Here is a 21,169-nt window from a genome sequence, read left to right as displayed (position 1 = left end):
CCCGCCGGTGCTGTGATATGCGCCGTGTTAAGCAGGGCCCCTGCCTATGCAGAAAGCGTTAAGCGGGGGCCCCTCCTTACACTTGGGCGGTGAGTGAGCTGAAGATCGGGCCGTATGCGGTGTGGCCGCCGGTGGTGCTCGCGCCGATGGCCGGGATCACCAACGTCGGCTTCCGGCGGCTCTGCCGCGAGCAGGGCGGCGGCATCTACGTCTGCGAGATGATCACCACCCGCGCGCTGGTCGAGCGGAACCCGAAGACGCTGCGCATGATCGCCTTCGGCGCCGACGAGCACCCGCGCAGCCTCCAGCTCTACGGCACCGACCCGGAGATCACCGCCGCCGCCGTGCGGATCGTGGTCGAGCGGGACCTCGCCGACCACATCGACCTCAACTTCGGCTGCCCGGTCCCGAAGGTCACCCGCCGGGGCGGCGGTTCGGCCCTGCCGTGGCGGCGCCGGCTCTTCGCCCGGCTGGTCAAGGCCGCGGTGGACGCCGCGTCACCGGCCGGGGTGCCGGTCACGGTCAAGATGCGCAAGGGCATCGACGACGACCACCTGACGTACGTCGAGGCCGGGCTCGCCGCCCAGGACGCGGGCGTCGCGGCGGTCGCCCTGCACGGGCGTACGGCGGCGCAGCGCTACTCGGGCACCGCCGACTGGGACGCCATCGCCACGCTCAAGGCGGCGCTGGACGTGCCGGTGCTCGGCAACGGCGACATCTGGGAGGGCGGCGACGCGTTGCGGATGGTCGCCCACACCGGCGTGGACGGCGTGGTGGTGGGGCGCGGCTGTCTGGGCCGACCGTGGCTCTTCGCCGACCTGGAGGCCGCGTTCGAGGGGCGCACCGACCGGCGGCTGCCCACGCTCGGCGAGGTCGCGGTGACCATGCGGCGGCACGCCGAGCTGCTGGTGGAGCAGTTCGTCGCCGGAGCCCGCAACCCGGCCCGGGGCGAACGCGACGGCTGCACCGACTTCCGCAAGCACGTGGCCTGGTATCTGAAGGGCTTCCCGATCGGCGGTGAGCTGCGCCGCTCGCTCGCCATGATCGAGAGCTTGGCCCAGCTCGACGACCTGCTCGGCAAGCTCGACCCGGAGGTGCCCTTCCCGGTCGAGACGCTCGGCCAGCCACGCGGCCGGACCAACTCCCCGGGCAAGGTCTTCCTGCCCGACGGCTGGCTGGCCAGCCGCGACGACGACACCCCGCCGGAGGGCGCCGAGCTGGACGACTCCGGCGGCTGATCCCGGTACGCCGAAGGGCCCGACCCCCGGGTGGGGTCGGGCCCTTCGTCATCGTCGTGCGGTCAGGAGCTGTAGCCGCGGCTGGCGATCCAGTGCGCCAGGGCGTCCACGTCCATCCGGTAGGAGGCCTGGTCCGGGTTCGCCGAGTCGGCGATCGTCACGACCTTCCCGCCGTCGCGGTAGCCCACCACGCTGATGTAGTGGCCACCCTCGAAGGAGTGCACGGTGCCGTCGGTGTCGGTGGCGGTCCCGGCGATGTTGGCCACCACGGCCCGGCCGTCGTCCACCGCGCGCACGACGTCGGCGCGCAGCTTGTCGGCCTTGTCGCCGGCCTTGTCGACCGGGATCTCGGTGGACCTGTAGACGTCCTTGCCGGTCTCCTTGTTCAGCACCGGGGTGATGTCGTTGATGGAGTTGGTGCCGGCCTCGGTGGTGCCCATCTCCTTGGCCATGGCGGCCACGTCGATGTTCTTGCCCTGCACGCTGAGCGCGTTGCGGGCCGCGGCCGGGCCGCAGAAGTAGAAGTTGGGCTGGGCCTCGTAGCGCACGCCCAGCTCGCGCTCGCCGTGGCCCTTGCGGTCGGTGGTGACGACCTGGGCGGCGCGCTCGGCGGGGGTGGCCTGGGCGGCGATGGCGGGGCCGGCGATGCCACCGGCGGTGGCGGCGATACCGGCGACGGTCAGCGCGGTCTTGCGGATCAGATCGGTACGCATGATGCGACTCCTCTGGGTTCGGGGGTGTGCGGCGCGGGGTGCCGCGGGGGAGGTCTGTGCCGTACGGCGGTCAGCGGTGGGCGACCTGCTCGGGCGGCTCGGGGGTGTAACCACCGGGCGGGGCCCGGCATTCCGGGGCCGGCGCTCCGCGGCGGGCTCCCGGGGGTGAGCCATGTTCAACGCCCGGGGGCGGGGAGGGATTCCGGTCGGGCCACACCGGTCTGGCCCACCGACCCGGACCCCGCGGACATACCTCGCACCCGCGCACCGCGCCCCGATTCCAAAGCCCGACCCGACTCCGGTGATCATGAAGTTGACGGCGATTGCAGTCCGATTTGTCGCCGCCAACTTCATGATCAACGAGGTCGAGGGGTCTGGGTGGGTGAGCGGCCGGTGGGGTGGTGGTTAGGCCGTGGCGGGCACCAGTTGCCAGCCGAACCGGACCATGTCGTGGTGGCCGTCGACCGGGCCGTGCGGGCGCAGGACGTGGCCCGGGAAGGTCTGCTGGACGCCGGCGATGGCCGCCGCGATCTGCTCGTGGCCGCGCGCGGAACTCTGGCACCGGCTGTGCGGGCGTGTCGATTGCCCGGCAGGTGAGGCGCGGACCGGCGATCCGTGACCCCGGCGTTACCCGGGGGTAATCGACACGGCGGCGGCGGCCGGCTACGCCCCGGCGTACCCGGAGACGGCGCTGGCCGCGCCGCGGCTGGCCGCGGTTCGCCGGGTGCTGGCCGGGCACGAGCCCTACCCGGCGGCCGTGATCGACCGGGGGTGGCATCTGGTGGACGCCAACGACAGCGGCGCTGGAGGAGGAGCTGCGCGGCTATCCGGGCGACGGCCGACACCGGTCCGCGGAGCCGGCCGGCCCGGACGAGATCGTGGTGCCGCTCCGGCTGCGGCACGACGGCGGGGAGCTGTGCTTCCTCAGCACCGTCGCGGCCTTCGGCACGCCGTTGGACGTCACGGTGGCTGAGCTGTCCATCGAGTCGTTCTACCCGGCCGACGAGCGGACCGCCGCCGTGCTCCGGGAACGCGCCCCGGGCTGACGGCGCCGGGGCGGCTCAGGCCAGCACGGCGGCGGCGACGGTGTCGACGTACCAGCGTTCGTACCGCTCGACCGGCCAGCCGCGTTGTCGTACCAGCCAGTCGTAGTTGCGGAAGTCCATCGCCAGCCACAGCACGTCGGCGACGCTGTCGACGTCATGGTCGGGGCGTACGGAGCCGGTGGCGACGAGTTCGGCGGCGAACATCGCCATGCCCCGCCGACGTTCCTCGACGTTCTTGCGCCAGATGGCGGCCGCGTCGGGGTCCGCGCTGGCGGCGCCGGTGAGGGCGATCATCATGTCGACCTGCCGGGCCTGGGTCGCGCTGAGGTGCCGGGCGTAGCGGCCCAGCTTCGCCCGGGCGTCGGGCAGCGCCCGGATCTCCGCGACGAACGGGCGGTCGGGCAGCGCGGTCGGTTCCTCGTCACCGGCGATGGTCACGTCGACGAGTGCGGAGAGCAGGTGACGCTTGCTGCCGAAGATCGCGTACACGGTCTGGACGGCCACGCCGGCCTCGGCGGCGACGGCGGTCAGTGGGGTGGCCGCGTAGCCGGGATCGACGAACAGCTTGCCGGCCGCGGCGAGGATCACCCGTCGGGTCTGTCGGGCCTGCTCCTGGCGTCTTGCCGACTCGTACCTCCTCTTGACACCCACGGCAGGAGTGTAGTCATCTATTGGATAGAGACTTACTCTATCGGAAAGAGTTGATGATCATGCCATTCGGTGTCGTCCAGGAGATGCCCGGCGTCAGTGAGCACGAGTACCGGATGGTCGAGCGCCACCTCGGCCCGGACCGTCCGCCGGGCCTGCTCGCCCACGTCGCCGGACCGGTCGAGGGTGGCTGGCGCATCATCAACATCTGGCAGGACGAGGCCGCGTTCCGGCGCTTCCAGTCCGAGCGACTCGTCCGCGCGGCCGGCCTGGCGGCCCAGGACGACGGGTTCGACGCGAACAAGGCCGCCGGCTTCCGGTCCGTGACGGTCGACGGCGCCGAGATGCCGTTCTGATGGCCGACCTGGTCGGCCTGCGGGCCCGCAACGTCACGTTCTGGACGGGGGCGGCCCCGGGCTGGGTACGCCACGCCGACCGCCAGGACCAGCTCGGGCGACCGCTCGGCGCGGTGGCGCTGGACTGGCTGCGCCCGCGACCCGGCGAACGGATCCTCGACGTCGGCTGCGGCTGTGGCGGCACCACGGCCGACCTGGCGGCGGCGGTCGGGCCGGCCGGGGAGGCCGTCGGCCTCGACCTGTCCGCCGAGATGCTGGCCGCCGCCGGTGCGCGCTTCCCCGGCGACCGCCATCCCCACCTGCGGTTCGTGGCGGCCGACCTGGACACCCTGGACGTCGTCCCGGGCGCGCCGTTCGACGCGGTCCACTCCCGGATGGCCCTGATGCTGCTCGCCGACCCGGTCACCGCGTGCCGCACCCTGCGGCGGGCCCTGCGTCCCGGCGGACGGCTGGCGGCGACCGTCTTCCGGGACGGTCGCACGACGCCGTGGCTGACCGCGGCGGTGCTCGGCGCCGCCCCGCACGTCGGGGCGCTGCCGCCGCTTCCGGTCGGCGACGAGCCGGGGCCGTTCGCGCTCGCCGACCCGGCGCGGGCCCGCCGGGTCCTGGCCGAGGCCGGGTTCGACGACGTCACCGTCGACGCCCACGACGTCACCCTGTCCGCGCCCGACGACCCGGACACCGTCGCCGACTGGCTGATCGAGGTCGGCCCGGCCGGGGCCGCGTACCGGGCCGCCGGACCGTCACGACAGGCGGCGGCGCGGGCCGGGGTTTCCGCACTGCTCGCCCGGTTCCGCGAGCCCGGGACCGGCTACCGGCTGCCCGCCGGGCTCCTGCTGCTCACCGGACGGGCCCCGGCATGACGCCCGATCCGCCATCCCACCCACCACGTCAGGACGGTCCGCACATGACATCGCTCAGGCACGCCGCGCTCGTCACCTCGGTGGTCGCGCTCGGGTTCGCGTCGTTGGTCGGCTGCTCCGACGCCGACGACCCGTCCGTCCCGCCCGGCGCCGCCGCGCCGAGCCGGACGGCAACCCCGCCGGACGCCACCGCGCCGAGCCCGACGGCCACCGAGGTCCCGTGCGACGCGGTCGCCGACACGGTCAGCCGGCACCTCCGGTCTGACCAGGTCCGAGCGGTGACGGTGGAGGGGCAGTGCACCACGGTCGTGGTCGCCACCACACTGGCCGACGGGGACGCCGACCCGGCCCGCCGGCTCTGCGACCGGGCGGGCGAGGTGGCCTACTCCGGCGACGTCAACTCGGTCCGGGTGCTCAGTGGTTCGGGCAGCGAGCTGGCCAACGGCATCACCGGGATGAGGTGCCTGACCTGACGCGGGAGGATCACCCCAGCGGCGCGCGGTCGCGGTCGGGTCGGTCGGCCGGGCGACGCTGCGGTGCCACCGTCGCCGGCCAGGGGATCTCGGGGGCGCGGTGGAAGGCGATCCCGGCGGCGGCCCAGCGCGGGCCGTGACCGGCGAGCCGTTCCCGGAACCCGGCCCAGTCGTGCGTCGACCGGGGTGACCAGCCCAGCTCGGCGACGGCGGGCAGGCGGGGGAACATCATGAACTCGATCTCGGCGCGGGTGGTGACCGACTCGGTCCACAGCGGCGCCTCCACCCCCAGCACAGCCTCGACCGGTACGCCGTGGACGTGGCTGCCGGGATCCCAGTCGTACGCGCGCCGCACGTCGACGAGGCCCGCCCAGTCGTGCCCGATCGGGGTGTCCGGGGCGTACTTCATGTCCAGGTAGGCGTGGTTGCCGGGGGAGAGGATCAGCCGGGCGCCACGGCGTACCGCGTCGGCGGTCCCGGGGTCGTCGCCGTTCGTGCCCCACCACTGGAGGACGCGCCCGTCGACGTGTGCGGCCGGGGCGAGCTGGTGCCAGCCGACGACAGTCTTCCCGGTGGCCGCGACCAGGGTCTGGGCCCGCTCGACGAAGGCGCGGTAGCGCTCCGCCGGCACCTTGAACGCCTCGTCGCCGCCGAGGTGCAGCCACGGGCCGGGGGTCAGCGCGGCCAGCTCGCCGAACACGTCGGCGACGAAGGCGTACGTCCGCTCGTCGGTGGGGTCGACGTAGCTGAACCCGACGTCGGTGCCGGTGTACGGCGGTGGCGCGGTCTTGCCCGGAGCCAGTTCGGGGTACGCGACAAGCGCCGCGTTGGTGTGCCCCGGCAGGTCGATCTCGGGCACCACTGTCACGTGCCGGCGGGCGGCGTACGCGACGATCCGCCGGTAGTCGTCAGGGGTGTACCAGCCGCCGGGGCCGCCGCCGACGCCGGTGACGCCGCCGACCTCGGCGAGTCGGGGCCAGGAGTCGACGGCGATCCGCCACCCCTGGTCGTCGGTGAGGTGCAGGTGCAGGTGCAGGTGGTTGAGCTTGTACCGGGCCAGGTGGTCGACCACCCGCAGCACGTCGTCCACGCCGAAGAAGTGCCGGGCTACGTCGAGCATCGCGCCCCGGTAGGGGAAGCGTGGCCGGTCGACGATGGTGCCGCCGGGCACCGCCCAGCGCTCCGCGACCGGGGTGGCGCTCTCGATCGCCGGGGGCAGGAGTTGCCGCAGCGTCTGCGCGCCGTGGAACAGCCCGGCCGGCGCGTCGGCCGTGATCCGGACGCCGGTGGCGGTGACGTCGAGCCGGTAGCCCTCGTCCCCGAGCGCCGGGGCGGTGCCCGTGTCGTCGTCGCCGCCCGTCCCGGCGGTGGCGGTGGCCGGCGACAGGGTGAGCGTCAGCGGGGCGTCCGGCCGCGGCTCGGCATGGTCGGTCACCGGGAGCGGGAACCCGGTGGCCGGGTGCAGCCAGCCGGCGAGCTGTTCGGCCACGTGCCGGCCGGCGGCGCTGACCCGCAGCACGGTGTCCGGCGGCAGCGTGAAGTCGCCGGCCGGGTCGGGTCGCACCTGCGCGGGCGCCGGCACCACGTCGTGGAGGCGGACCGGCGCGGGCAGGCCGAGTTGCCCGGCGGCCCGGTCGGCGGCGACGCGGGCCAGTTCGGCGGCGGTGGCCGGCGCGGCGGGCAGGTCGACGCCGGGCGACGGGGCGGGCGCGTCGGCGGGCAGGGGACGTGGCTGCGGCCCGGTCTCGGGTGCTGTGGGGTTGGTCGACACGGCGACGGCTCCGAGGGTGTATTCGCGTGGGATATGGCAAAGGTCAGGTTCGGCGATATCCGGTGCCGTCAAGGGTACGAGGGGAATCGGAATTGCGTGATCGTGCGCGTGGAAGCGTTCCCAAAAACCGGTACGGACGTGGGCAGTGGTGACTCTTGTGCCGATCGTCACCGAACGGTCCCAGGTCCTGCGAAGTTCGCTTAACCTTCGCCCACCGATCGCTGACGAGCCGGGATTGCCGGTGGTGGCTCCCGGGGTATGTCCGAACTGAACCTTCGTTAAGTGTCAATGGCGCGCGTGGGAGGCTCTGGTGGCAACGCAGGAAACGGTCGAGCACAAGTACGTCTACGATTTCGCCGAGGGCAACAGGGACCTGAAGGACCTGCTCGGTGGCAAGGGCGCCAACCTGGCCGAGATGACCAACCTCGGCCTGCCCGTCCCACCCGGCTTCACCATCACCACCGAGGCCTGCCAGGCGTACCTGACGACCGGGCGTGAGCCGGACGGGCTGGCCGGCCAGATCGAGGCGCACCTGGAGTCCCTGGAACGCGAGATGGGCCGCCGCCTCGGCGACCCGGGCGACCCACTGCTGGTCTCGGTACGCTCCGGCGCCAAGTTCTCCATGCCCGGCATGATGGAGACCGTCCTCAACGTCGGCCTCAACGACCGCAGCGTCGAAGGACTCGCACGACAGGCCGGCGGCAGTGCCGACCGGGCCGCCTCCGGCGGCGCAGACAGGTTCGCCTGGGACTCCTACCGCCGGCTGATCCAGATGTTCGGCAAGACCGTCTGCGAGGTGCCGGGCGAGGAGTTCGAGCACGCGCTGGACGAGGCCAAGCAGGCCAAGGGCACCCGCGACGACCTCGGTCTGGACGCCGACGACCTGCGCGGGCTGGTCGACGCGTACAAGAAGATCTTCGCCAAGCACACCGGGCGGGAGTTCCCGCAGGAGCCGCGCGAGCAGCTCGACCTGGCCATCCGGGCGGTCTTCGACTCGTGGAACGCGGAGCGGGCCATCCTCTACCGCCGGCAGGAGCGCATCCCGGCCGACCTGGGCACCGCGGTCAACGTGGTGAGCATGGTGTTCGGCAACCTCGGTCCCGACTCCGGCACCGGCGTCGCGTTCACCCGCGACCCGGGCAGCGGCGCGCAGGGGATCTACGGCGACTACCTGGCCAACGCCCAGGGCGAGGACGTGGTGGCCGGCATCCGCAACACCGTGCCGTTGCAGGAGCTGGAGCAGCTCGACAAGCGCTCCTACGACGAGCTGCTCGGCATCATGGCCCGGCTGGAGGAGCACTACAAGGACCTCTGCGACATCGAGTTCACCATCGAGCGCGGCAAGCTCTGGATGCTCCAGACCCGGGTCGGCAAGCGCACCGCCGCCGCCGCGTTCGTCATCGCCGGGCAGCTCGTCGACGAGGGCCTGATCGACCTGGACGAGGCGCTGCACCGGGTCAACGGCGCGCAGCTCGCCCAGTTGATGTTCCCGCGCTTCCAGCTCGACCACGACGTCCCGCCGGTCGCCAAGGGCATCGGCGCGTCCCCGGGCGCCGCCTCCGGCAAGGTGGTCTTCACCTCGGCCCGCGCGGTCGAGCTGGCCGCCGAGGGGGAGTCGGTGATCCTGGTCCGCCGGGAGACCAACCCGGACGACCTCAACGGCATGATCGCCGCCAAGGGCATCCTCACCTCGCGCGGCGGCAAGACCAGCCACGCCGCGGTGGTGGCCCGGGGCATGGGCAAGACCTGTGTCTCCGGCGCCGACGAGCTGGAGGTGAACGTCCCGGCGAAGAAGTTCACCGTCGGCGGGCACACCGTCGGCGAGGGCGACGTGGTCTCGATCGACGGCACCACCGGCAAGGTCTACCTCGGCGAGGTGCCGGTCATGCCGTCCGAGGTGGTGCAGTACTTCGAGGGCAGCCTCGACCCGGAGCACATCGACAACCCGCTGGTCCGCGCCGTACACCGGATCATGACGCACGCCGACGCGGCGCGGCGGCTGCGCGTGCGGACGAACGCCGACACCGGCGCGGACGCGGCCCGGGCCCGGCGCTTCGGCGCCGAGGGCATCGGCCTGTGCCGCACCGAGCACATGTTCCTCGGCGACCGCCGGGAGCTGGTCGAGCGGCTCATCCTCGCCGCCGGCGAGCGGGAGCGGGAGGACGCGCTCGCCGCGCTGCTGCCGCTCCAGCGGGCCGACTTCGTGGAGATCTTCCGGGAGATGGACGGCCTGCCGGTCACGGTGCGGCTGATCGACCCGCCGCTGCACGAGTTCCTGCCCCCGCTGGAGCAGCTCGCGGTCAACGTCGCGGTGGCCCAGGAGCGCGGCGAGGACGTGGCAAAGGAAGAGGCGCTGCTCTCCGCCGTCCGGCGGATGCACGAGGAGAACCCGATGCTGGGCCTGCGCGGCGTCCGGCTCGGCCTGGTCATCCCCGGCCTGTTCGCGATGCAGGTCCGCGCGATCGCGGAGGCCGCCGTCGCGGTCACCCGCGACGGCGGCACGGCCTGTCCGGAGATCATGGTGCCGCTGGTCGGCGCGGTCCAGGAGCTGGAGACGGTACGCGCGGAGGCCGAGAAGATCATCGCCGAGGTGGTCGGCGACAGCGGCGTCGAGGTGCTGATCGGCACCATGATCGAGGTGCCCCGGGCGGCGCTGACCGCCGGGCAGATCGCCGAGGCGGCCGAGTTCTTCTCCTTCGGCACGAACGACCTGACGCAGATGGCCTGGGGCTTCTCCCGCGACGACGTGGAGGGCGCGTTCTTCTGGCGCTACCTGGAGCTGGGCATCTTCGGCATCTCCCCGTTCGAGTCGATCGACGCCGACGGCGTCGGCCGGCTGGTCCGGATCGCCGCCGAGGAGGGCCGGGCGGCCCGGCCCGGGCTGAAGCTCGGCGTCTGCGGCGAACACGGTGGTGACCCGGACTCGGTGCACTTCTTCCACGAGGTGGGACTGGACTACGTCTCCTGCTCGCCGTTCCGGGTGCCGGTGGCCCGGTTGGAGGCCGGTCGCGCGGCCGTCAGCACCACCGGTTCCGACTCCCGCTGAGCATGTCCGGGCGGGCCCGCCGATGAGCACCGGCGGCCCCGCCCGGCGCGCCTTTCCGGCCACCCGGGCGTAACCTGAGCTTCCGCCACGTGTCGATCAGGAGGGGTGGCCGCATGACCGCCGTCTGGGAGAACCTGACCGTCGACGCCCGGGATCCGTCCCGGCTCGCCCGCTGGTGGGCCGAGGCGCTCGGCTACCAGGTGATCACCGACAAGCCGGACGAGGTGGAGATCCGCCGCACGCCCGACACGCTCCCCGGCCTCGTCTTCGTCCCGGTCTCCGGGCCGAAGCAGGGCAAGAACCGGCTGCACGTCGACCTGCGCCCGACCGACCTGGAGGCCGAGGTGGAACGGCTCGTCGACATGGGCGCGCGGCACGTCGACGTCGGGCAGGGCGAGGCGGGGTGGACGGTGCTCGCCGATCCGGAGGGCAACGAGTTCTGCGTCCTCCGGGAGCGCGAGGAGTGAGCCGGTCTTGCGAGCCCCGCAGTCGCGACCGCCGGCTGCTTCGGCCGCGTTGACCGACGACGCGGCGCGGCTGGTCGTCGAGGCGCCGAAGGACACCGGGTACGGTCGGTCGCCGTTCGAGCGGGACCGGGCCCGGGTGCTGCACAGCGCGGCGTTCCGCCGGCTCGCCGCGAAGACCCAGGTGCACGCCGCCGGCACCGACGACTTCCTGCGTACCCGGCTGACCCACTCGCTGGAGGTGGCGCAGATCGCCCGCGAGATGGGCGCCCGGCTCGGCTGCGACCCGGACGTGGTGGACACCGCCGGGCTGGCCCACGACCTGGGGCACCCGCCGTTCGGGCACAACGGCGAGGACGCGCTTGACGCGCTGGCCGCCGGCTGCGGCGGCTTCGAGGGCAACGCGCAGACGCTGCGGGTGCTCACCCGGCTGGAGGCGAAGGTGCTCACCCCGGACGGGCGGTCCGCCGGGCTGAACCTGACCCGGGCCGCGCTCGACGCGGTCGGCAAGTACCCGTGGCCGCGCCGCCCCGGCCGGCGCAAGTTCGGCGTGTACGCCGACGACCGCCCGGTCTTCGACTGGCTGCGCGCCGGCGCCCCGCCCGGCGACCGGCGCTGCCTGGAGGCCCAGGTGATGGACTGGGCCGACGACGTGGCGTACTCGGTGCACGACGTCGAGGACGGCATCCACGGCGGCTACGTCGACCTGCGCCCGCTGCTGGCCGAGGAGGACGAGCGGCGGGCGCTCTGCGCCGACGTGGCGGCGGCCTACTCCGGCGAGGCCCCGGAGGACCTGGGCGGCGTGCTGGCCGAACTGCTCGCCGATCCGGTGCTCGCCCCGCTCGCCGCGTACGACGGCAGCCACCGGGCGCTCGCCGCGCTGAAGGCCACCACAAGCGTGCTCACCGGCCGGTTCGTGTCGAGCGTGGTGGCCGCCACCGAGGCGCGTCACGGCCCCGGCCCGCACCGTCGCTACGCCGCCGACCTGGTGGTGCCGCGCCGGATCCGGGCGCAGTGCGCGCTGCTCAAGGGCATCGCGTTGCGGTACGTGATGCGCCGGCCGGGTGCCAGTGGCCGCTACGACCGGCAGCGGGAACTTCTCGCCGAGCTGGTCGCCGCGTTGCTCGACCGGGCGCCGGACGCGCTCGACGAGGTCTTCGCGCCGCTCTGGCGGGACGCCCCGGACGACGCCGCGCGGCTGCGCGTGGTGATCGACCAGGTCGCCTCGCTCACCGATCCGGCCGCGCTGGCCTGGCACGCCCGGCTGGTGTCGGCGAGCTGACCGCCCGACCGGCCCGGCCGGGAAGTGAGGGTAGCCTCAGTCGCATGACGGATCGCCCGAAGACGCTCACCGCCGCCACGGTCGTCCGGACCACGCGGCCCACCCCGCACCTGATCCGGCTCGTGCTCGGCGGCGACGAGCTGACCGGCCTGCCGGTGGGCGCGTACACCGACCACTACGTGAAGTTCGTCTTCCCGCCGGCCGGGGTGACCTACCCGCACCCCGTCGACCTGGCCACCATCAAACGTGACTTCCCGGCGGCGCAGTGGCCGCGGCTGCGCGCCTACACGGTGCGGGCCTGGGACGCGGCGGCCGGCGAGCTGACCGTCGACGTGGTCCACCACGGCGAGGAGGGGCTGGCCGGCCCGTGGGCGGCGGCGCTGCGCCCCGGTGACCGGGTGCTGTTCACCGGGCCGGGCGGCGCGTACGCGCCGGACCCGACCGCCGACTGGCACCTGCTGGCCGGCGACGAGAGCGCGCTGCCGGCGATCGCCGCCGCGCTGGAACGGCTGCCGGCCGGCGCGCCGGCCCGGGTCTTCGTCGAGGTCGAGGGGCCGGCCGACGAGCTGCCGCTGGCCAGCGACGGCGCGGTGGAGCTGCGGTGGCTGCACCGGGCCGGGCGTCCGGTCGGCGCGGCACTGGTCGAGGCGGTCCGGGCGTTGGAGTTCCCGCCCGGCCGGGTGCACGTGTTCGTGCACGGCGAGGCCGGCGCGGTGAAGGAGCTGCGGCGCCTGCTGCGGGTCGAGCGCGGCGTGCCCCGGGCCGACCTGTCCATCTCCGGCTACTGGCGTCTGGGCCTGGACGACGAGGGTTGGCGTGCCACCAAGCGCACCTGGAACGCCGAAGCCGAAGCCGAGGAACCCACCCCGACCGCCGCCTGACCCTCGGGTGGGGCGTTTCGTCCCGCCCGGGCGTCCGCGCTGCCCAGGATGGGGGCATGGCGGAACAGGTGGGGGAGCGGCCCGCGACACAGCCGGCCGACCGGGTGGTGCTCGGGCTCGGCGTGGCCGGCGTGCTGGCCGTGGTGCTCTGGGGGGTGTTCGCCCGTGGCTCCCTGGCGTCGTTCGGCGCGGCGGGGCTGAACTGGACGATCGGCACGTTCGGCTGGTTCTTCGTGGTCGCCGCCGACGCGTTCCTGGTGCTGGCGGTGGTGGTCGCCGCCTCCCGGTTCGGCCGGATCCGGCTGGGCGCCGACGACGACGAGCCGGAGTTCAACGGGCTGGCCTGGATCGCCATGATGTTCAGCGCCGGCATGGGCATCGGTCTGGTCTTCTTCGCCGTCGCCGAGCCGATCCAGCACTACGCGGCCCCGCCGCCCGCCTCCGGCGTCGAGCCGCAGACCGGCGCCGCCGCCGCCACGGCCATGCAGTACACGTTGTTCCACTGGACGCTGCACCCGTGGGGCATCTACGCGATCGCGGCGCTGGCGTACTCGACGTTCCGCAGGGGGCGGGGCAACCGGATCTCGTCGGCGTTCGTGCCGCTGCTCGGTGACCGGGCGTACGGCCCGGCCGGGCGCGCGATCGACCTGCTGGCCGTGTTCGCCACGGTGTTCGGCTCGGCGACCAGCCTCGGGCTCGGCGCGCTCCAGGTGGCGGCCGGCCTGGACCTGGTCACCGGCGTGCGGGACAGCCGGACGGTCGAGCTGGTGATCATCGGCGCGCTCACCCTGGCGTTCGTCCTGTCGGCGTTCTCCGGGCTGCACCGGGGCGTCAAGTGGTTGTCCACCACCAACGTGCTGATCGCCGTCGCGCTGATGCTGTTCGTGTTCGTGGTCGGCCCGACCGTCTACACGCTGGAGGTGCTGCCGGCGGCGGTCGGCGACTACCTGAGCGGCCTGGTCCGGATGTCGACCCGCACCGGCGCGTTCTCCGATCCGGCCTGGCTGGGCTCCTGGACGATCTTCTACTGGGCGTGGTGGATCTCCTGGGCGCCGTTCGTGGGCACGTTCATCGCGCGCATCTCGCGCGGGCGTACGGTCCGGCAGTTCCTGATCGGGGTGCTGCTGGTGCCCAGCGGTGCCAGCGCGGTCTGGTTCGCGGTGATGGGCGGGACCGCGTTGCGGACCCAGGCCACCGGCACCCGGGACCTGGTGGCCGACGTGGGCGCCGGTTCGGAGCAGGCGCTGTTCGGCCTGTTGGACGCGCTGCCGCTGGCCACGGTGACCAGCGTGCTCGCCATGGTGCTGATCGCGCTCTACTTCGTGACCAGCGCCGACTCGGCGTCGCTGGTGCTCGGTTCGTTGAGTTCGCGAGGTGCGCTGCGCCCGCACCGGGGCGTGGTGGTGCTGTGGGGCGTGCTCATCGGCGCGGTCGCGGCGGCGCTGTTGCTGGTCGGCGGCCTGGACGCGTTGCAGCAGGCCACCATCCTGGTCGCGCTGCCGTTCGTGGTGGTGATGCTGGGCCTGGCGGTGGCCCTGGTCCGGGAGATGGCCGCCGATCCGGTGCTGCGCGCGGGGACCCGGCCCCGCCGGTCCGGCCTGGCCGCCGCGGTGCGCGCGGCCCGCTCGTACGAGGAGGAGAACCCGCCGCCGGTGACGCGGTGGCTTCACCGCCCGCGCGAGTGAGTGGGTCTCCCTCGGAATGTAGTAGGAGTGCTACATTCCGAGGCATGACTGCGGTCGAACTCCCGGGGGCGGTCGCGGACCCCCGGCCTCCCGACGAGGATCTGGTCCTCGACGTCCGCGACCTGCGCATGCGGTACGGCGCGGTCGACGTGCTGCACGGCGTCGATCTCACCGCCCGGCGCGGCGAGGTGGTCGCGCTGCTCGGGCCCAACGGCGCCGGCAAGACCACCACCATCGAGATCCTGGAGGGGTTCCGGCTGCCCTCCGCCGGCACGGTCCGGGTGCTCGGCGTCGAGCCGGCCCGCGGCGACGAGCGCTGGCGCGCCCGGCTCGGCGTGGTGCTCCAGTCCTGGCGCGACCACGGCAAGTGGCGGGTCCGGGAGCTGCTCACCCACCTCGGCGACTTCTACGCGCCGTACGCGACCGACCGGACGCCGCGTCCCTGGCCGGTCGACGACCTGCTGGCCACCGTGGGGCTGACCGGGCACGCGGACACCCGGGTGGCCCGGCTCTCCGGCGGGCAGCGCCGCCGGCTCGACGTGGCGGTCGGCATCGTCGGCCGGCCGGAGCTGCTGTTCCTGGACGAGCCGACGGTCGGCTTCGACCCGGCGGCCCGGCGCGAGTTCCACGAGCTGGTGCACCGCCTCACCGACCTCGACGAGACCACCATCGTGCTGACCACGCACGACCTGGCCGAGGCGGAGAAGCTGGCCGACCGCATCCTCATCCTGGCCGGCGGCCGGATCGTCGCCGAGGGGTCACCGGACCAGTTGGCCCGCCGCGTCGCCGGGGACGCCGAGGTCCGCTGGACCCGCGACGGCGAGCGGTACGTGCACGCCACCGCCGACGCCACCGCGTTCCTGCGCGACCTGCTCCGCGAGCACGGCGACCGGGTGCGGGAGCTGGAGGTGCGCCGGGCCAGCCTGGAGGACGCGTACCTGGCGTTGGTGCACGAGGAGGAGACCGGCATCCGCACCGGCCGGGCCGAACGGGTGTGGCAGCAGGAGGCGACGCGATGACCCCGACCACCACCGCGCTCCGGGCCGGGCTGCGGCGCGGCCTGATCGAGCTGCGCGCCACGTTCACCAACGGCCAGGACCTGTGGAACTACTTCTTCCCCACGGCGGTGCTGCTGGTCGCCATGTTCTTCATGCGCGGCTCGACCGTGCCCGGCACCGACTTCTCGCTCGGCGCCCGGACGCTGCCCAGCGCGCTCGGCATGGGCCTGCTCTTCGGCGGCCTGCTCGGGCTGGCCCAGCAGCTCATCGTCGACCGGGAGGACGGCACGTTGCTGCGGGCCAAGGCGATCCCCAACGGCATGCTCGGCTACCTGGTCGGCAAGCTGGTGCTGATCTCGGCGATCTCGCTGATCGGTGTGGTCATCCAGCTCCTGCCCGGTCTGTTCTTCCTGGACGGGCTGCGGCTCGGCGACCCCGGCGCCTGGCTCACCCTGGCCTGGGTGGTGCCGCTCGGGCTGGTGGCGACGCTGCCGCTGGGCGCGGTGATCGGCTCGGTGATCGAGAACCCGCGCAACATGGGCCTGGTGGTGCTGCCGATCTTCGGCCTGATCGCGCTCTCCGGCATCTTCTACCCGATCAACGGCCTGCCCGGCTGGCTCCAGGGCGTCGCCCAGGTCTTCCCGCTCTACTGGCTAGGCTTGGGCATGCGCTCGGCGCTGCTCCCGGCCGACCTGGCGGCGGTCGAGCTGGGCGGCTCCTGGCGGCACCTGGAGACGCTGGGCGTGCTCGGCGCCTGGGCGGTGCTCGGGCTGGTGCTGGCCCCGGTGGTGCTGCGCCGGATGGCCCGCCGGGAGTCCGGCTCGCGGGTCGCGGCCCGGCGGGAGCGGGCCATGCAGCGGGTCGGATGAGAGGGCGGCGATGAGCGAGACCGTGCACAACCGGATCGCGGTGCTGCGCGCCGAACGGGGCGTCTCCCGCCGGCAGCTCGCCGACGCGCTCGGGGTGCACTACCAGACCGTCGGCTACCTGGAACGCGGTGAGTTCCGGCCCAGCCTGCACCTGGCACTGCGCATCGCCGCGTACTTCGAGGTGCCGGTCGAGGTGGTCTTCTCCATCGAACCGTTCCCGCGGATCGGCGACGCCGCGGCCGGGGCCGGCCGCTCGGCGTGAGGCCGGCGGGACGGGCGGCGTCCGCCACACGTCCGTCCCCCGGCCGCCGGATCGTCGGCCCGGCAGGGCAGGATGTACGCCGAGGAGGTGGCGGTCATGGCGGGGCGGATCCGGGACGAGGACATCGCGCTGGTCCGCGAGCGCACCTCCATCGCGGACGTCATCTCCGAGGTGGTGACGCTCAAGTCGGCCGGGGGTGGCAACCTCAAGGGGCTCTGCCCGTTCCACGACGAGAAGAGTCCCTCGTTCAACGTGTCGCCCGCCCGCAACGTGTTCTACTGCTTCGGCTGCGGGGTCGGCGGTGACGCGATCAAGTTCCTGATGGACGCCGAGCATCTCGGCTTCATCGAGTCGGTGGAGAGCCTCGCCGCCCGCGCCGGCATCCAGCTTCGCTACGTCGAGGACGACAGGTCCACCCCGCGCGCCCGGCCGCAGCAGGGGCAGCGGCAGCGCCTGGTGGCCGCGCACGCCGCCGCCGTCAAGTTCTACCGGGCCCAGCTCACCACCGCCGGCGCCCGCCCGGCCCGCGAGTTCCTGGCCCGGCGGGGCTTCGACCGGGCCGCCGCCGAGCGCTACGGCTGCGGCTTCGCCCCCGAGGGGTGGGACCTGCTCACCAGGCACCTGCGCCAGCAGGGCTTCAGCCACGACGAGTTGGTCACCGGCGGCCTGTCCCGCCCGGCCCGGTCGGGTTCGCTTATCGACAGGTTCCGCCGTCGCCTGATGTGGCCGATCCGGGACATCACCGGCGACGTGATCGGCTTCGGCGCGCGCAAGCTGTTCGACGACGACGACGGCCCGAAATACCTCAACACCCCCGAGACGCCGATCTACAAGAAGTCGCACGTCCTCTACGGCATCGACCAGGCCAAACGGGAGATCGCCAAGCAGGGCAAGGTGGTGGTGGTCGAGGGCTACACCGACGTGATGGCCTGCCACCTCGCCGACGTCCCGACCGCGGTGGCGACGTGCGGCACGGCGTTCGGCGGCGACCACATCTCGGTGCTGCGCCGGGTGCTCTTCGACAGCGACGAGCGGGCCGGGGAGATCATCTTCACGTTCGACGGCGACGCCGCCGGCCAGAAGGCCGCGCTGCGCGCGTTCGAGGACGACCAACGCTTCGTCGGGCGGACGTTCATCGCGGTCAGCCCGGACAACATGGACCCGTGCGACCTGCGGCTGGCCAAGGGCGACCTGGCCGTCCGCGACCTGGTGGCCCGCCGCGAGCCGCTCGTCGACTTCGCGCTCCGGCACGTCATCAACCGGTTCGACCTCGACACCGTCGACGGCCGGGTCGAGGCGATGCGCCGCGCCGCGCCGCTGGTCGCGAAAATCAAGGACCGGGAGAAACGCCCGGAGTACGTCCGCAAGCTCGCCGGCGACCTCGGTATGGAGATCGAGCCGGTGCAGCGCGCCGTGCTGACCGCCGGCAACGCGCAGCCGGCCAACGGTCGGCCCGCGCCGACCCGCCCCGGCCCCGCCACGCCCGCCGTGGACAGTCCCCGTTCCATGGTGGAGCGGGAGGCGCTGAAGCTGGCGTTGCAGGAGCCGGTGCTGGCCGGCCCGATGTTCGACGCGGTCGAGGCCGGCGACTACCAACATCCGGTGCACGCCGTGGTGCGCGTCGCCGTCGCCGAGGCCGGCGGTGCGGCCGGCGCCACCGGCGGTGCGGTCTGGATCGAGCGGGTCCGCGACGCCTGCGCCGACCTGGCCGCCCAGGCCCTGGTGGGGGAGCTGGCGGTGGAGCCGTTGCGCATCGACGGCGAGCCCGACCCGAGGTACGTCTCGGTCACCATGGCCCATTTGCAGTGGAGTTCGGTCACCGGCCGGATCCGCGACCTCAAGTCGAAGATCCAGCGGGTCAACCCGGTGAGCAACAAGGACGAATACTTCGCCCTGTTCGGGGAGCTGCTCTCGCTCGAACAACACGCGCGGGCCCTGCGCGAGCAGGCCGCCGGAGGACTGTGATGGGACTCTTCCGCCGCCGCCCGAAGCTGCCGCCGGTCGACCGGCCGCCGCTCGCCGCCGACGAGCGGGTGCTCGCCTGGGCCGCCGCCGGCAACGGCGAGGGCGACGGCGTGCTGGTCGCCAGCAACCGGGGGCTCTGGCTGCCTGGCCGGGGGGAGCGCCTCGGCTGGCACGACGTCCTCAAGGCGGTCTGGTCCGGCCGGGAACTCACCGTCACGCCGGCCGAGCCGGTCACCGAGCGGGACGACTACCTGGTGGTCGCCGACGCCCCGGCCGAGACGTACCTGCTGCTCGATCCCGGGGAACTGCCGCACCAGGTGCGGACCCGGGTCACCGGTTCGGTGGCGTACACCGCGCACCACCCGGTGCCCGGCGGCGCGGGGCGGATCGCGGCCCGGCGGGTGTCCGGCGTGGACGGTCTGACCTGGACGGTCCGCTACGACCCGGGAACGCCGACCGACGACGAGGCGGTGGTCGCCGAGACCGGCCGCCTGGTGGCCGAGGCCCGGGCCGCCACCACGCCCGCCGACGCCTGACCGCCACCGGCGCGGGTTCGCGTGGATGGACCTGAGCCTCTTTCGGGCATCACGTGTGGACCGAAGCGTCCGATCACACCTTGAGGACGTCCACGTCGTACAGCGCTATCGACGCGTCGCGGGAGGCGAGGGTCAGCCCTTCGGTGATTGCCTGGGCCACCAGCATGCGGTCGAAGGGATCGCGGTGATGCGATGGCAGCCGGCCGGCGGCGATGGCGTGGGCGTGGGTCACCGGGAGTTCCCGGAAACCCATGTCTCTTACCCGCTCGGCAAGGTCAGGAGGGCCGGCGAGCTTCCCGAGGCTCTGTTTGATGGTGATCTCCCACAGGGTGACCGGGGAGAGGAAGATGTCCGGCTCGTGGCGTAGTTGGTCGAGCAACTCGGTGCCGAGGGTCGGGTCGCCGGTGATCGCCCAGAGCGCGACGTGAGTGTCCAGCAGCAGGTTCATGCACCGATGCCGAAGTCGTCGGCGATCTCGGCGTTTGTCTGCGGCGAGTCCCAGTCACCGGAGAGGTCCAGTTGGCCGGCGAGAGAGCCGACCGCGGTGCGGTTGGCCCGCCGAACCAGCGGTACCACCTTCGCCACCGGGGTGCCCGCCCGATCGATGATGATCTCCTCGCCGTGTTCCACCCGTTCGATGATGCGCGACAGGTGGGTCTTGGCATCATGCATGTTGTAGTGCACGGCCTCAGCCGACATGGCGCAAACCTCCTGGCTTAGCTAAGGGGCTAGTTTAGCCTGCTCAGCCGCATCAGCGCCGCATTCGTGGCGGGAGCAGGTCACCGGTAATCCGGTCGTGGGGTTCGAAACTGGCTGTTAGCGTCGCGGGATGTTCGCCACCGACCGGGTCCGGCTGCGCCCGCCCACGCCCGACGACGCGCCGAACATCTTCCGCCTCGACGCCGACCCCGAGCTGCACCTGCTCACCGACGACGCGCCGTTCCTGCCGCGCCACGTGGGCCAGGTCCGGGCCCGGCTGGAGAAGCAGGTCACCGAGCCGCCCGAGGGCCACACCTCGGTGTCGCTGCTGGCCGAGACGGTCGCCGACGGCACGTACCTCGGCGGCTGCTCGCTGTGGGGGATCAGCGCGTTCGAGCGGTTCGCCCACCTCGGCATCTCGCTGGTCCCCGAGGCGCGTGGCCAGGGCTACGGGACGGAGGTCATCCGGCTGCTCTGCCGGTACGGCTTCCGCAGCCGCAACCTCCGCCGACTGGAGCTGGAGACGCTGGCCGGCAACACCGCCATGCGGCGCACCGCCGAGGCGTGCGGCTTCGTCCACGAGGGCACCCAGCGGGAGCGCGCGTACGACGGCGACGGCTTCTCGGACCTGGTGTTCTACGGCCTGCTGCGGAGCGAGTGGACGCCCTGACATTCGTGCGTGTCTGCGGCTCAGGGCTTCTCGGCGACGCTTTCCTGCCAGGGATCGGTGACCTCGATGCCGGTATCAGCGAAGTCCTTGGTGTTCCGGGTGGCAAGTGTGGCGGCCTGGGTGCGGCAGATGGCGGCGATCTGGGCGTCGAACCCGTCTATCGGGCGGCCGAGCATTTCCCGACCGGCCACCACGTCGGCGTAGGCGCCGGCCGCCGCGAGGTCGAAGGGCAGCACCTGGCGGGGGAAGGCGGCGAAGATCTCGTTGGCGGACTGGTGCAGCGATTCCCGGCGCTGGCCCTGCGGCAACCGGGCGATGCCGAAGCGGATCTCGGCGACGGTGACGGCAGTGGTGTAAAGGCCGGTGCTGGAGCTGCGGCGGAGCCACGCGAGGACCGCTGGCGCGGGCTCGGCCCGCATCAGCTCGGAGACGACGTTGGTGTCGAGAACGATCATCACTCGGGCAGGCTCGCCGGGCGGGGTGACGTGGAACGAGCCGGCAGGTCCAGGTCGACTCCGCCGAGCCTGGTGAATCGGTCGGCGAGTGCGCTGAACAGATCGGTCCCCGGTTCATCCTCGGCGACGGCCGCGGTGAGGATGTCCCGGATCTCGGATTCCATGGATCTGCCGTGTCGCGCGGCGCGGATGCGCAACTTCTCCCGCACCGCGTCATCGAGATCTCTGATGCTGAGGGATGCCATCGAG

22 protein-coding genes and 1 pseudogene are annotated in these 21,169 nt (G+C 73.1%); 16 read left to right on the top strand and 7 right to left on the bottom strand.

Features of this window, described 5'->3' with window-relative positions; all coding sequences use genetic code 11:
- Positions 1-89: 89 nt before the first annotated feature.
- A complete protein-coding gene (gene dusB / locus ACZ6O5_RS21245; protein WP_465979435.1) occupies positions 90-1,238 on the top strand; it encodes a tRNA dihydrouridine synthase DusB in 1,149 nt (382 codons plus the stop codon).
- A gap of 62 nt (positions 1,239-1,300) precedes the next feature.
- Here dusB and ACZ6O5_RS21240 read toward each other — a convergent pair whose 3' ends face one another.
- A complete protein-coding gene (locus ACZ6O5_RS21240) occupies positions 1,301-1,951 on the bottom strand; it encodes a C39 family peptidase (protein ID WP_465979433.1) in 651 nt (216 codons plus the stop codon).
- Between the two features lie 655 nt (positions 1,952-2,606).
- Here ACZ6O5_RS21240 and ACZ6O5_RS21235 point away from each other — a divergent pair.
- Positions 2,607-2,997 (top strand): annotated as a pseudogene (locus ACZ6O5_RS21235) (transcriptional regulator); the annotation flags it as partial.
- 15 nt (positions 2,998-3,012) lie between these two features.
- On the opposite strand, the gene ACZ6O5_RS21230 reads toward ACZ6O5_RS21235, so the two are convergent.
- Complete coding sequence (locus ACZ6O5_RS21230; protein ID WP_465979431.1) at positions 3,013-3,648, bottom strand: TetR/AcrR family transcriptional regulator; 636 nt, start codon at positions 3,646-3,648, stop codon at positions 3,013-3,015.
- Between the two features lie 53 nt (positions 3,649-3,701).
- On the opposite strand from ACZ6O5_RS21230, the gene ACZ6O5_RS21225 reads away from it, so the two are divergent.
- Genes ACZ6O5_RS21225 through ACZ6O5_RS21215 form a run of 3 tightly spaced genes read left to right on the top strand, consistent with a single transcriptional unit; the run spans position 3,702 to position 5,337 of the window.
- Entirely contained in the window at positions 3,702-4,001 is a 300-nt protein-coding gene (locus ACZ6O5_RS21225) for a hypothetical protein (RefSeq protein ID WP_465979429.1), read from the top strand.
- Positions 4,001-4,864: a methyltransferase domain-containing protein gene (locus ACZ6O5_RS21220; RefSeq protein ID WP_465979427.1), complete on the top strand. Its 864-nt coding sequence runs from the start codon at positions 4,001-4,003 to the stop codon at positions 4,862-4,864. Before ACZ6O5_RS21225 ends, ACZ6O5_RS21220 begins: the two co-directional genes overlap by 1 nt.
- 44 nt (positions 4,865-4,908) lie before the next feature.
- The gene (locus ACZ6O5_RS21215) at positions 4,909-5,337 is read left to right on the top strand and encodes a hypothetical protein (RefSeq protein ID WP_465979425.1); all 429 of its coding nucleotides are present in this window, start codon (positions 4,909-4,911) and stop codon (positions 5,335-5,337) included.
- 10 nt (positions 5,338-5,347) lie between these two features.
- Here the strand turns inward: ACZ6O5_RS21215 and ACZ6O5_RS21210 are convergent, their stop codons facing one another.
- Positions 5,348-7,141, bottom strand: a complete 1,794-nt coding sequence (locus ACZ6O5_RS21210) for a beta-N-acetylhexosaminidase (RefSeq protein ID WP_465979580.1) — start codon at positions 7,139-7,141, stop codon at positions 5,348-5,350.
- A 277-nt stretch (positions 7,142-7,418) separates the two neighbouring features.
- Between ACZ6O5_RS21210 and ppdK the strand changes: the two genes are divergently transcribed.
- The 10 genes from ppdK (at position 7,419) to ACZ6O5_RS21160 (ending at position 19,096) form a co-directional block, all read left to right on the top strand.
- The gene (gene ppdK / locus ACZ6O5_RS21205) at positions 7,419-10,154 is read left to right on the top strand and encodes a pyruvate, phosphate dikinase (protein WP_465979423.1); all 2,736 of its coding nucleotides are present in this window, start codon (positions 7,419-7,421) and stop codon (positions 10,152-10,154) included.
- A 113-nt stretch (positions 10,155-10,267) separates the two neighbouring features.
- On the top strand, positions 10,268-10,621 hold the full coding sequence (locus ACZ6O5_RS21200; protein WP_465979421.1) for a VOC family protein: 354 nt from the start codon (positions 10,268-10,270) through the stop codon (positions 10,619-10,621).
- Between the two features lie 49 nt (positions 10,622-10,670).
- Positions 10,671-11,900 (top strand): deoxyguanosinetriphosphate triphosphohydrolase, encoded by a 1,230-nt coding sequence (locus ACZ6O5_RS21195; RefSeq protein WP_465979578.1) that lies wholly within the window; start codon positions 10,671-10,673, stop codon positions 11,898-11,900.
- 44 nt (positions 11,901-11,944) lie between these two features.
- Positions 11,945-12,781, top strand: a complete 837-nt coding sequence (locus tag ACZ6O5_RS21190) for a siderophore-interacting protein (RefSeq protein ID WP_465979419.1) — start codon at positions 11,945-11,947, stop codon at positions 12,779-12,781.
- Positions 12,782-12,837: 56 nt separating this feature from the next.
- Positions 12,838-14,466 (top strand): BCCT family transporter, encoded by a 1,629-nt coding sequence (locus ACZ6O5_RS21185; protein WP_465979417.1) that lies wholly within the window; start codon positions 12,838-12,840, stop codon positions 14,464-14,466.
- A 44-nt stretch (positions 14,467-14,510) separates the two neighbouring features.
- Entirely contained in the window at positions 14,511-15,485 is a 975-nt protein-coding gene (locus ACZ6O5_RS21180; protein ID WP_465979415.1) for an ABC transporter ATP-binding protein, read from the top strand.
- The gene (locus ACZ6O5_RS21175; RefSeq protein ID WP_465979413.1) at positions 15,482-16,333 is read left to right on the top strand and encodes an ABC transporter permease; all 852 of its coding nucleotides are present in this window, start codon (positions 15,482-15,484) and stop codon (positions 16,331-16,333) included. Before ACZ6O5_RS21180 ends, ACZ6O5_RS21175 begins: the two co-directional genes overlap by 4 nt.
- Before the next feature lie 10 nt (positions 16,334-16,343).
- Positions 16,344-16,595, top strand: coding sequence for a helix-turn-helix transcriptional regulator (locus ACZ6O5_RS21170; protein ID WP_091071236.1), 252 nt, complete (start codon positions 16,344-16,346; stop codon positions 16,593-16,595).
- A gap of 72 nt (positions 16,596-16,667) precedes the next feature.
- Entirely contained in the window at positions 16,668-18,560 is a 1,893-nt protein-coding gene (gene dnaG, locus ACZ6O5_RS21165) for a DNA primase (RefSeq protein ID WP_465979410.1), read from the top strand.
- The gene (locus ACZ6O5_RS21160) at positions 18,560-19,096 is read left to right on the top strand and encodes a hypothetical protein (RefSeq protein WP_465979409.1); all 537 of its coding nucleotides are present in this window, start codon (positions 18,560-18,562) and stop codon (positions 19,094-19,096) included. Before dnaG ends, ACZ6O5_RS21160 begins: the two co-directional genes overlap by 1 nt.
- A gap of 73 nt (positions 19,097-19,169) precedes the next feature.
- On the opposite strand, the gene ACZ6O5_RS21155 is transcribed toward ACZ6O5_RS21160, so the two are convergent.
- Both ACZ6O5_RS21155 and ACZ6O5_RS21150 read right to left on the bottom strand, forming a co-directional pair.
- Positions 19,170-19,544 carry a type II toxin-antitoxin system VapC family toxin gene (locus ACZ6O5_RS21155; protein WP_465979407.1) on the bottom strand — a complete coding sequence of 125 codons (375 nt, stop codon included), beginning with the start codon at positions 19,542-19,544 and terminating at the stop codon, positions 19,170-19,172.
- Positions 19,541-19,795 carry a type II toxin-antitoxin system Phd/YefM family antitoxin gene (locus tag ACZ6O5_RS21150; protein WP_396775734.1) on the bottom strand — a complete coding sequence of 85 codons (255 nt, stop codon included), beginning with the start codon at positions 19,793-19,795 and terminating at the stop codon, positions 19,541-19,543. The genes ACZ6O5_RS21155 and ACZ6O5_RS21150 overlap by 4 nt, the downstream gene beginning before the upstream one ends.
- Before the next feature lie 130 nt (positions 19,796-19,925).
- Between ACZ6O5_RS21150 and ACZ6O5_RS21145 the strand changes: the two genes are divergently transcribed.
- On the top strand, positions 19,926-20,465 hold the full coding sequence (locus tag ACZ6O5_RS21145; protein WP_465979404.1) for a GNAT family N-acetyltransferase: 540 nt from the start codon (positions 19,926-19,928) through the stop codon (positions 20,463-20,465).
- A 20-nt stretch (positions 20,466-20,485) separates the two neighbouring features.
- Here ACZ6O5_RS21145 and ACZ6O5_RS21140 read toward each other — a convergent pair whose 3' ends face one another.
- Together ACZ6O5_RS21140 and ACZ6O5_RS21135 are read right to left on the bottom strand one after the other, a co-directional pair.
- A complete protein-coding gene (locus ACZ6O5_RS21140) occupies positions 20,486-20,920 on the bottom strand; it encodes a PIN domain-containing protein (protein WP_465979402.1) in 435 nt (144 codons plus the stop codon).
- Complete coding sequence (locus ACZ6O5_RS21135) at positions 20,920-21,165, bottom strand: FitA-like ribbon-helix-helix domain-containing protein (RefSeq protein WP_343445651.1); 246 nt, start codon at positions 21,163-21,165, stop codon at positions 20,920-20,922. The genes ACZ6O5_RS21140 and ACZ6O5_RS21135 overlap by 1 nt, the downstream gene beginning before the upstream one ends.
- Positions 21,166-21,169: the final 4 nt, after the last annotated feature.

The sequence above is a fragment of the Micromonospora sp. NPDC049201 genome, assembly GCF_055586805.1.
Note: the sequence above shows the minus strand (reverse complement) of the source record. Positions and strands in the feature narration are given on the sequence as shown.

What these genes read in the sequence shown, in the direction of transcription:
- ACZ6O5_RS21175 (WP_465979413.1), top strand. Translation starts at nt 15,482, where the DNA reads ATGACCCCGACCACCACCGCGCTCCGGGCCGGGCTGCGGCGCGGCCTG.
- ACZ6O5_RS21215 (WP_465979425.1), top strand. Translation starts at nt 4,909, where the DNA reads ATGACATCGCTCAGGCACGCCGCGCTCGTCACCTCGGTGGTCGCGCTC.
- dnaG (WP_465979410.1), top strand. Translation starts at nt 16,668, where the DNA reads ATGTACGCCGAGGAGGTGGCGGTCATGGCGGGGCGGATCCGGGACGAG.
- ACZ6O5_RS21185 (WP_465979417.1), top strand. Translation starts at nt 12,838, where the DNA reads ATGGCGGAACAGGTGGGGGAGCGGCCCGCGACACAGCCGGCCGACCGG.
- ACZ6O5_RS21180 (WP_465979415.1), top strand. Translation starts at nt 14,511, where the DNA reads ATGACTGCGGTCGAACTCCCGGGGGCGGTCGCGGACCCCCGGCCTCCC.
- ACZ6O5_RS21170 (WP_091071236.1), top strand. Translation starts at nt 16,344, where the DNA reads ATGAGCGAGACCGTGCACAACCGGATCGCGGTGCTGCGCGCCGAACGG.
- ACZ6O5_RS21220 (WP_465979427.1), top strand. Translation starts at nt 4,001, where the DNA reads ATGGCCGACCTGGTCGGCCTGCGGGCCCGCAACGTCACGTTCTGGACG.
- ACZ6O5_RS21160 (WP_465979409.1), top strand. Translation starts at nt 18,560, where the DNA reads ATGGGACTCTTCCGCCGCCGCCCGAAGCTGCCGCCGGTCGACCGGCCG.
- ACZ6O5_RS21200 (WP_465979421.1), top strand. Translation starts at nt 10,268, where the DNA reads ATGACCGCCGTCTGGGAGAACCTGACCGTCGACGCCCGGGATCCGTCC.
- ACZ6O5_RS21240 (WP_465979433.1), bottom strand. Translation starts at nt 1,951, where the DNA reads ATGCGTACCGATCTGATCCGCAAGACCGCGCTGACCGTCGCCGGTATC.
- ACZ6O5_RS21155 (WP_465979407.1), bottom strand. Translation starts at nt 19,544, where the DNA reads ATGAACCTGCTGCTGGACACTCACGTCGCGCTCTGGGCGATCACCGGC.
- ACZ6O5_RS21140 (WP_465979402.1), bottom strand. Translation starts at nt 20,920, where the DNA reads ATGATCGTTCTCGACACCAACGTCGTCTCCGAGCTGATGCGGGCCGAG.
- ACZ6O5_RS21225 (WP_465979429.1), top strand. Translation starts at nt 3,702, where the DNA reads ATGATCATGCCATTCGGTGTCGTCCAGGAGATGCCCGGCGTCAGTGAG.
- ACZ6O5_RS21135 (WP_343445651.1), bottom strand. Translation starts at nt 21,165, where the DNA reads ATGGCATCCCTCAGCATCAGAGATCTCGATGACGCGGTGCGGGAGAAG.
- ACZ6O5_RS21145 (WP_465979404.1), top strand. Translation starts at nt 19,926, where the DNA reads ATGTTCGCCACCGACCGGGTCCGGCTGCGCCCGCCCACGCCCGACGAC.
- ACZ6O5_RS21150 (WP_396775734.1), bottom strand. Translation starts at nt 19,795, where the DNA reads ATGTCGGCTGAGGCCGTGCACTACAACATGCATGATGCCAAGACCCAC.
- ACZ6O5_RS21190 (WP_465979419.1), top strand. Translation starts at nt 11,945, where the DNA reads ATGACGGATCGCCCGAAGACGCTCACCGCCGCCACGGTCGTCCGGACC.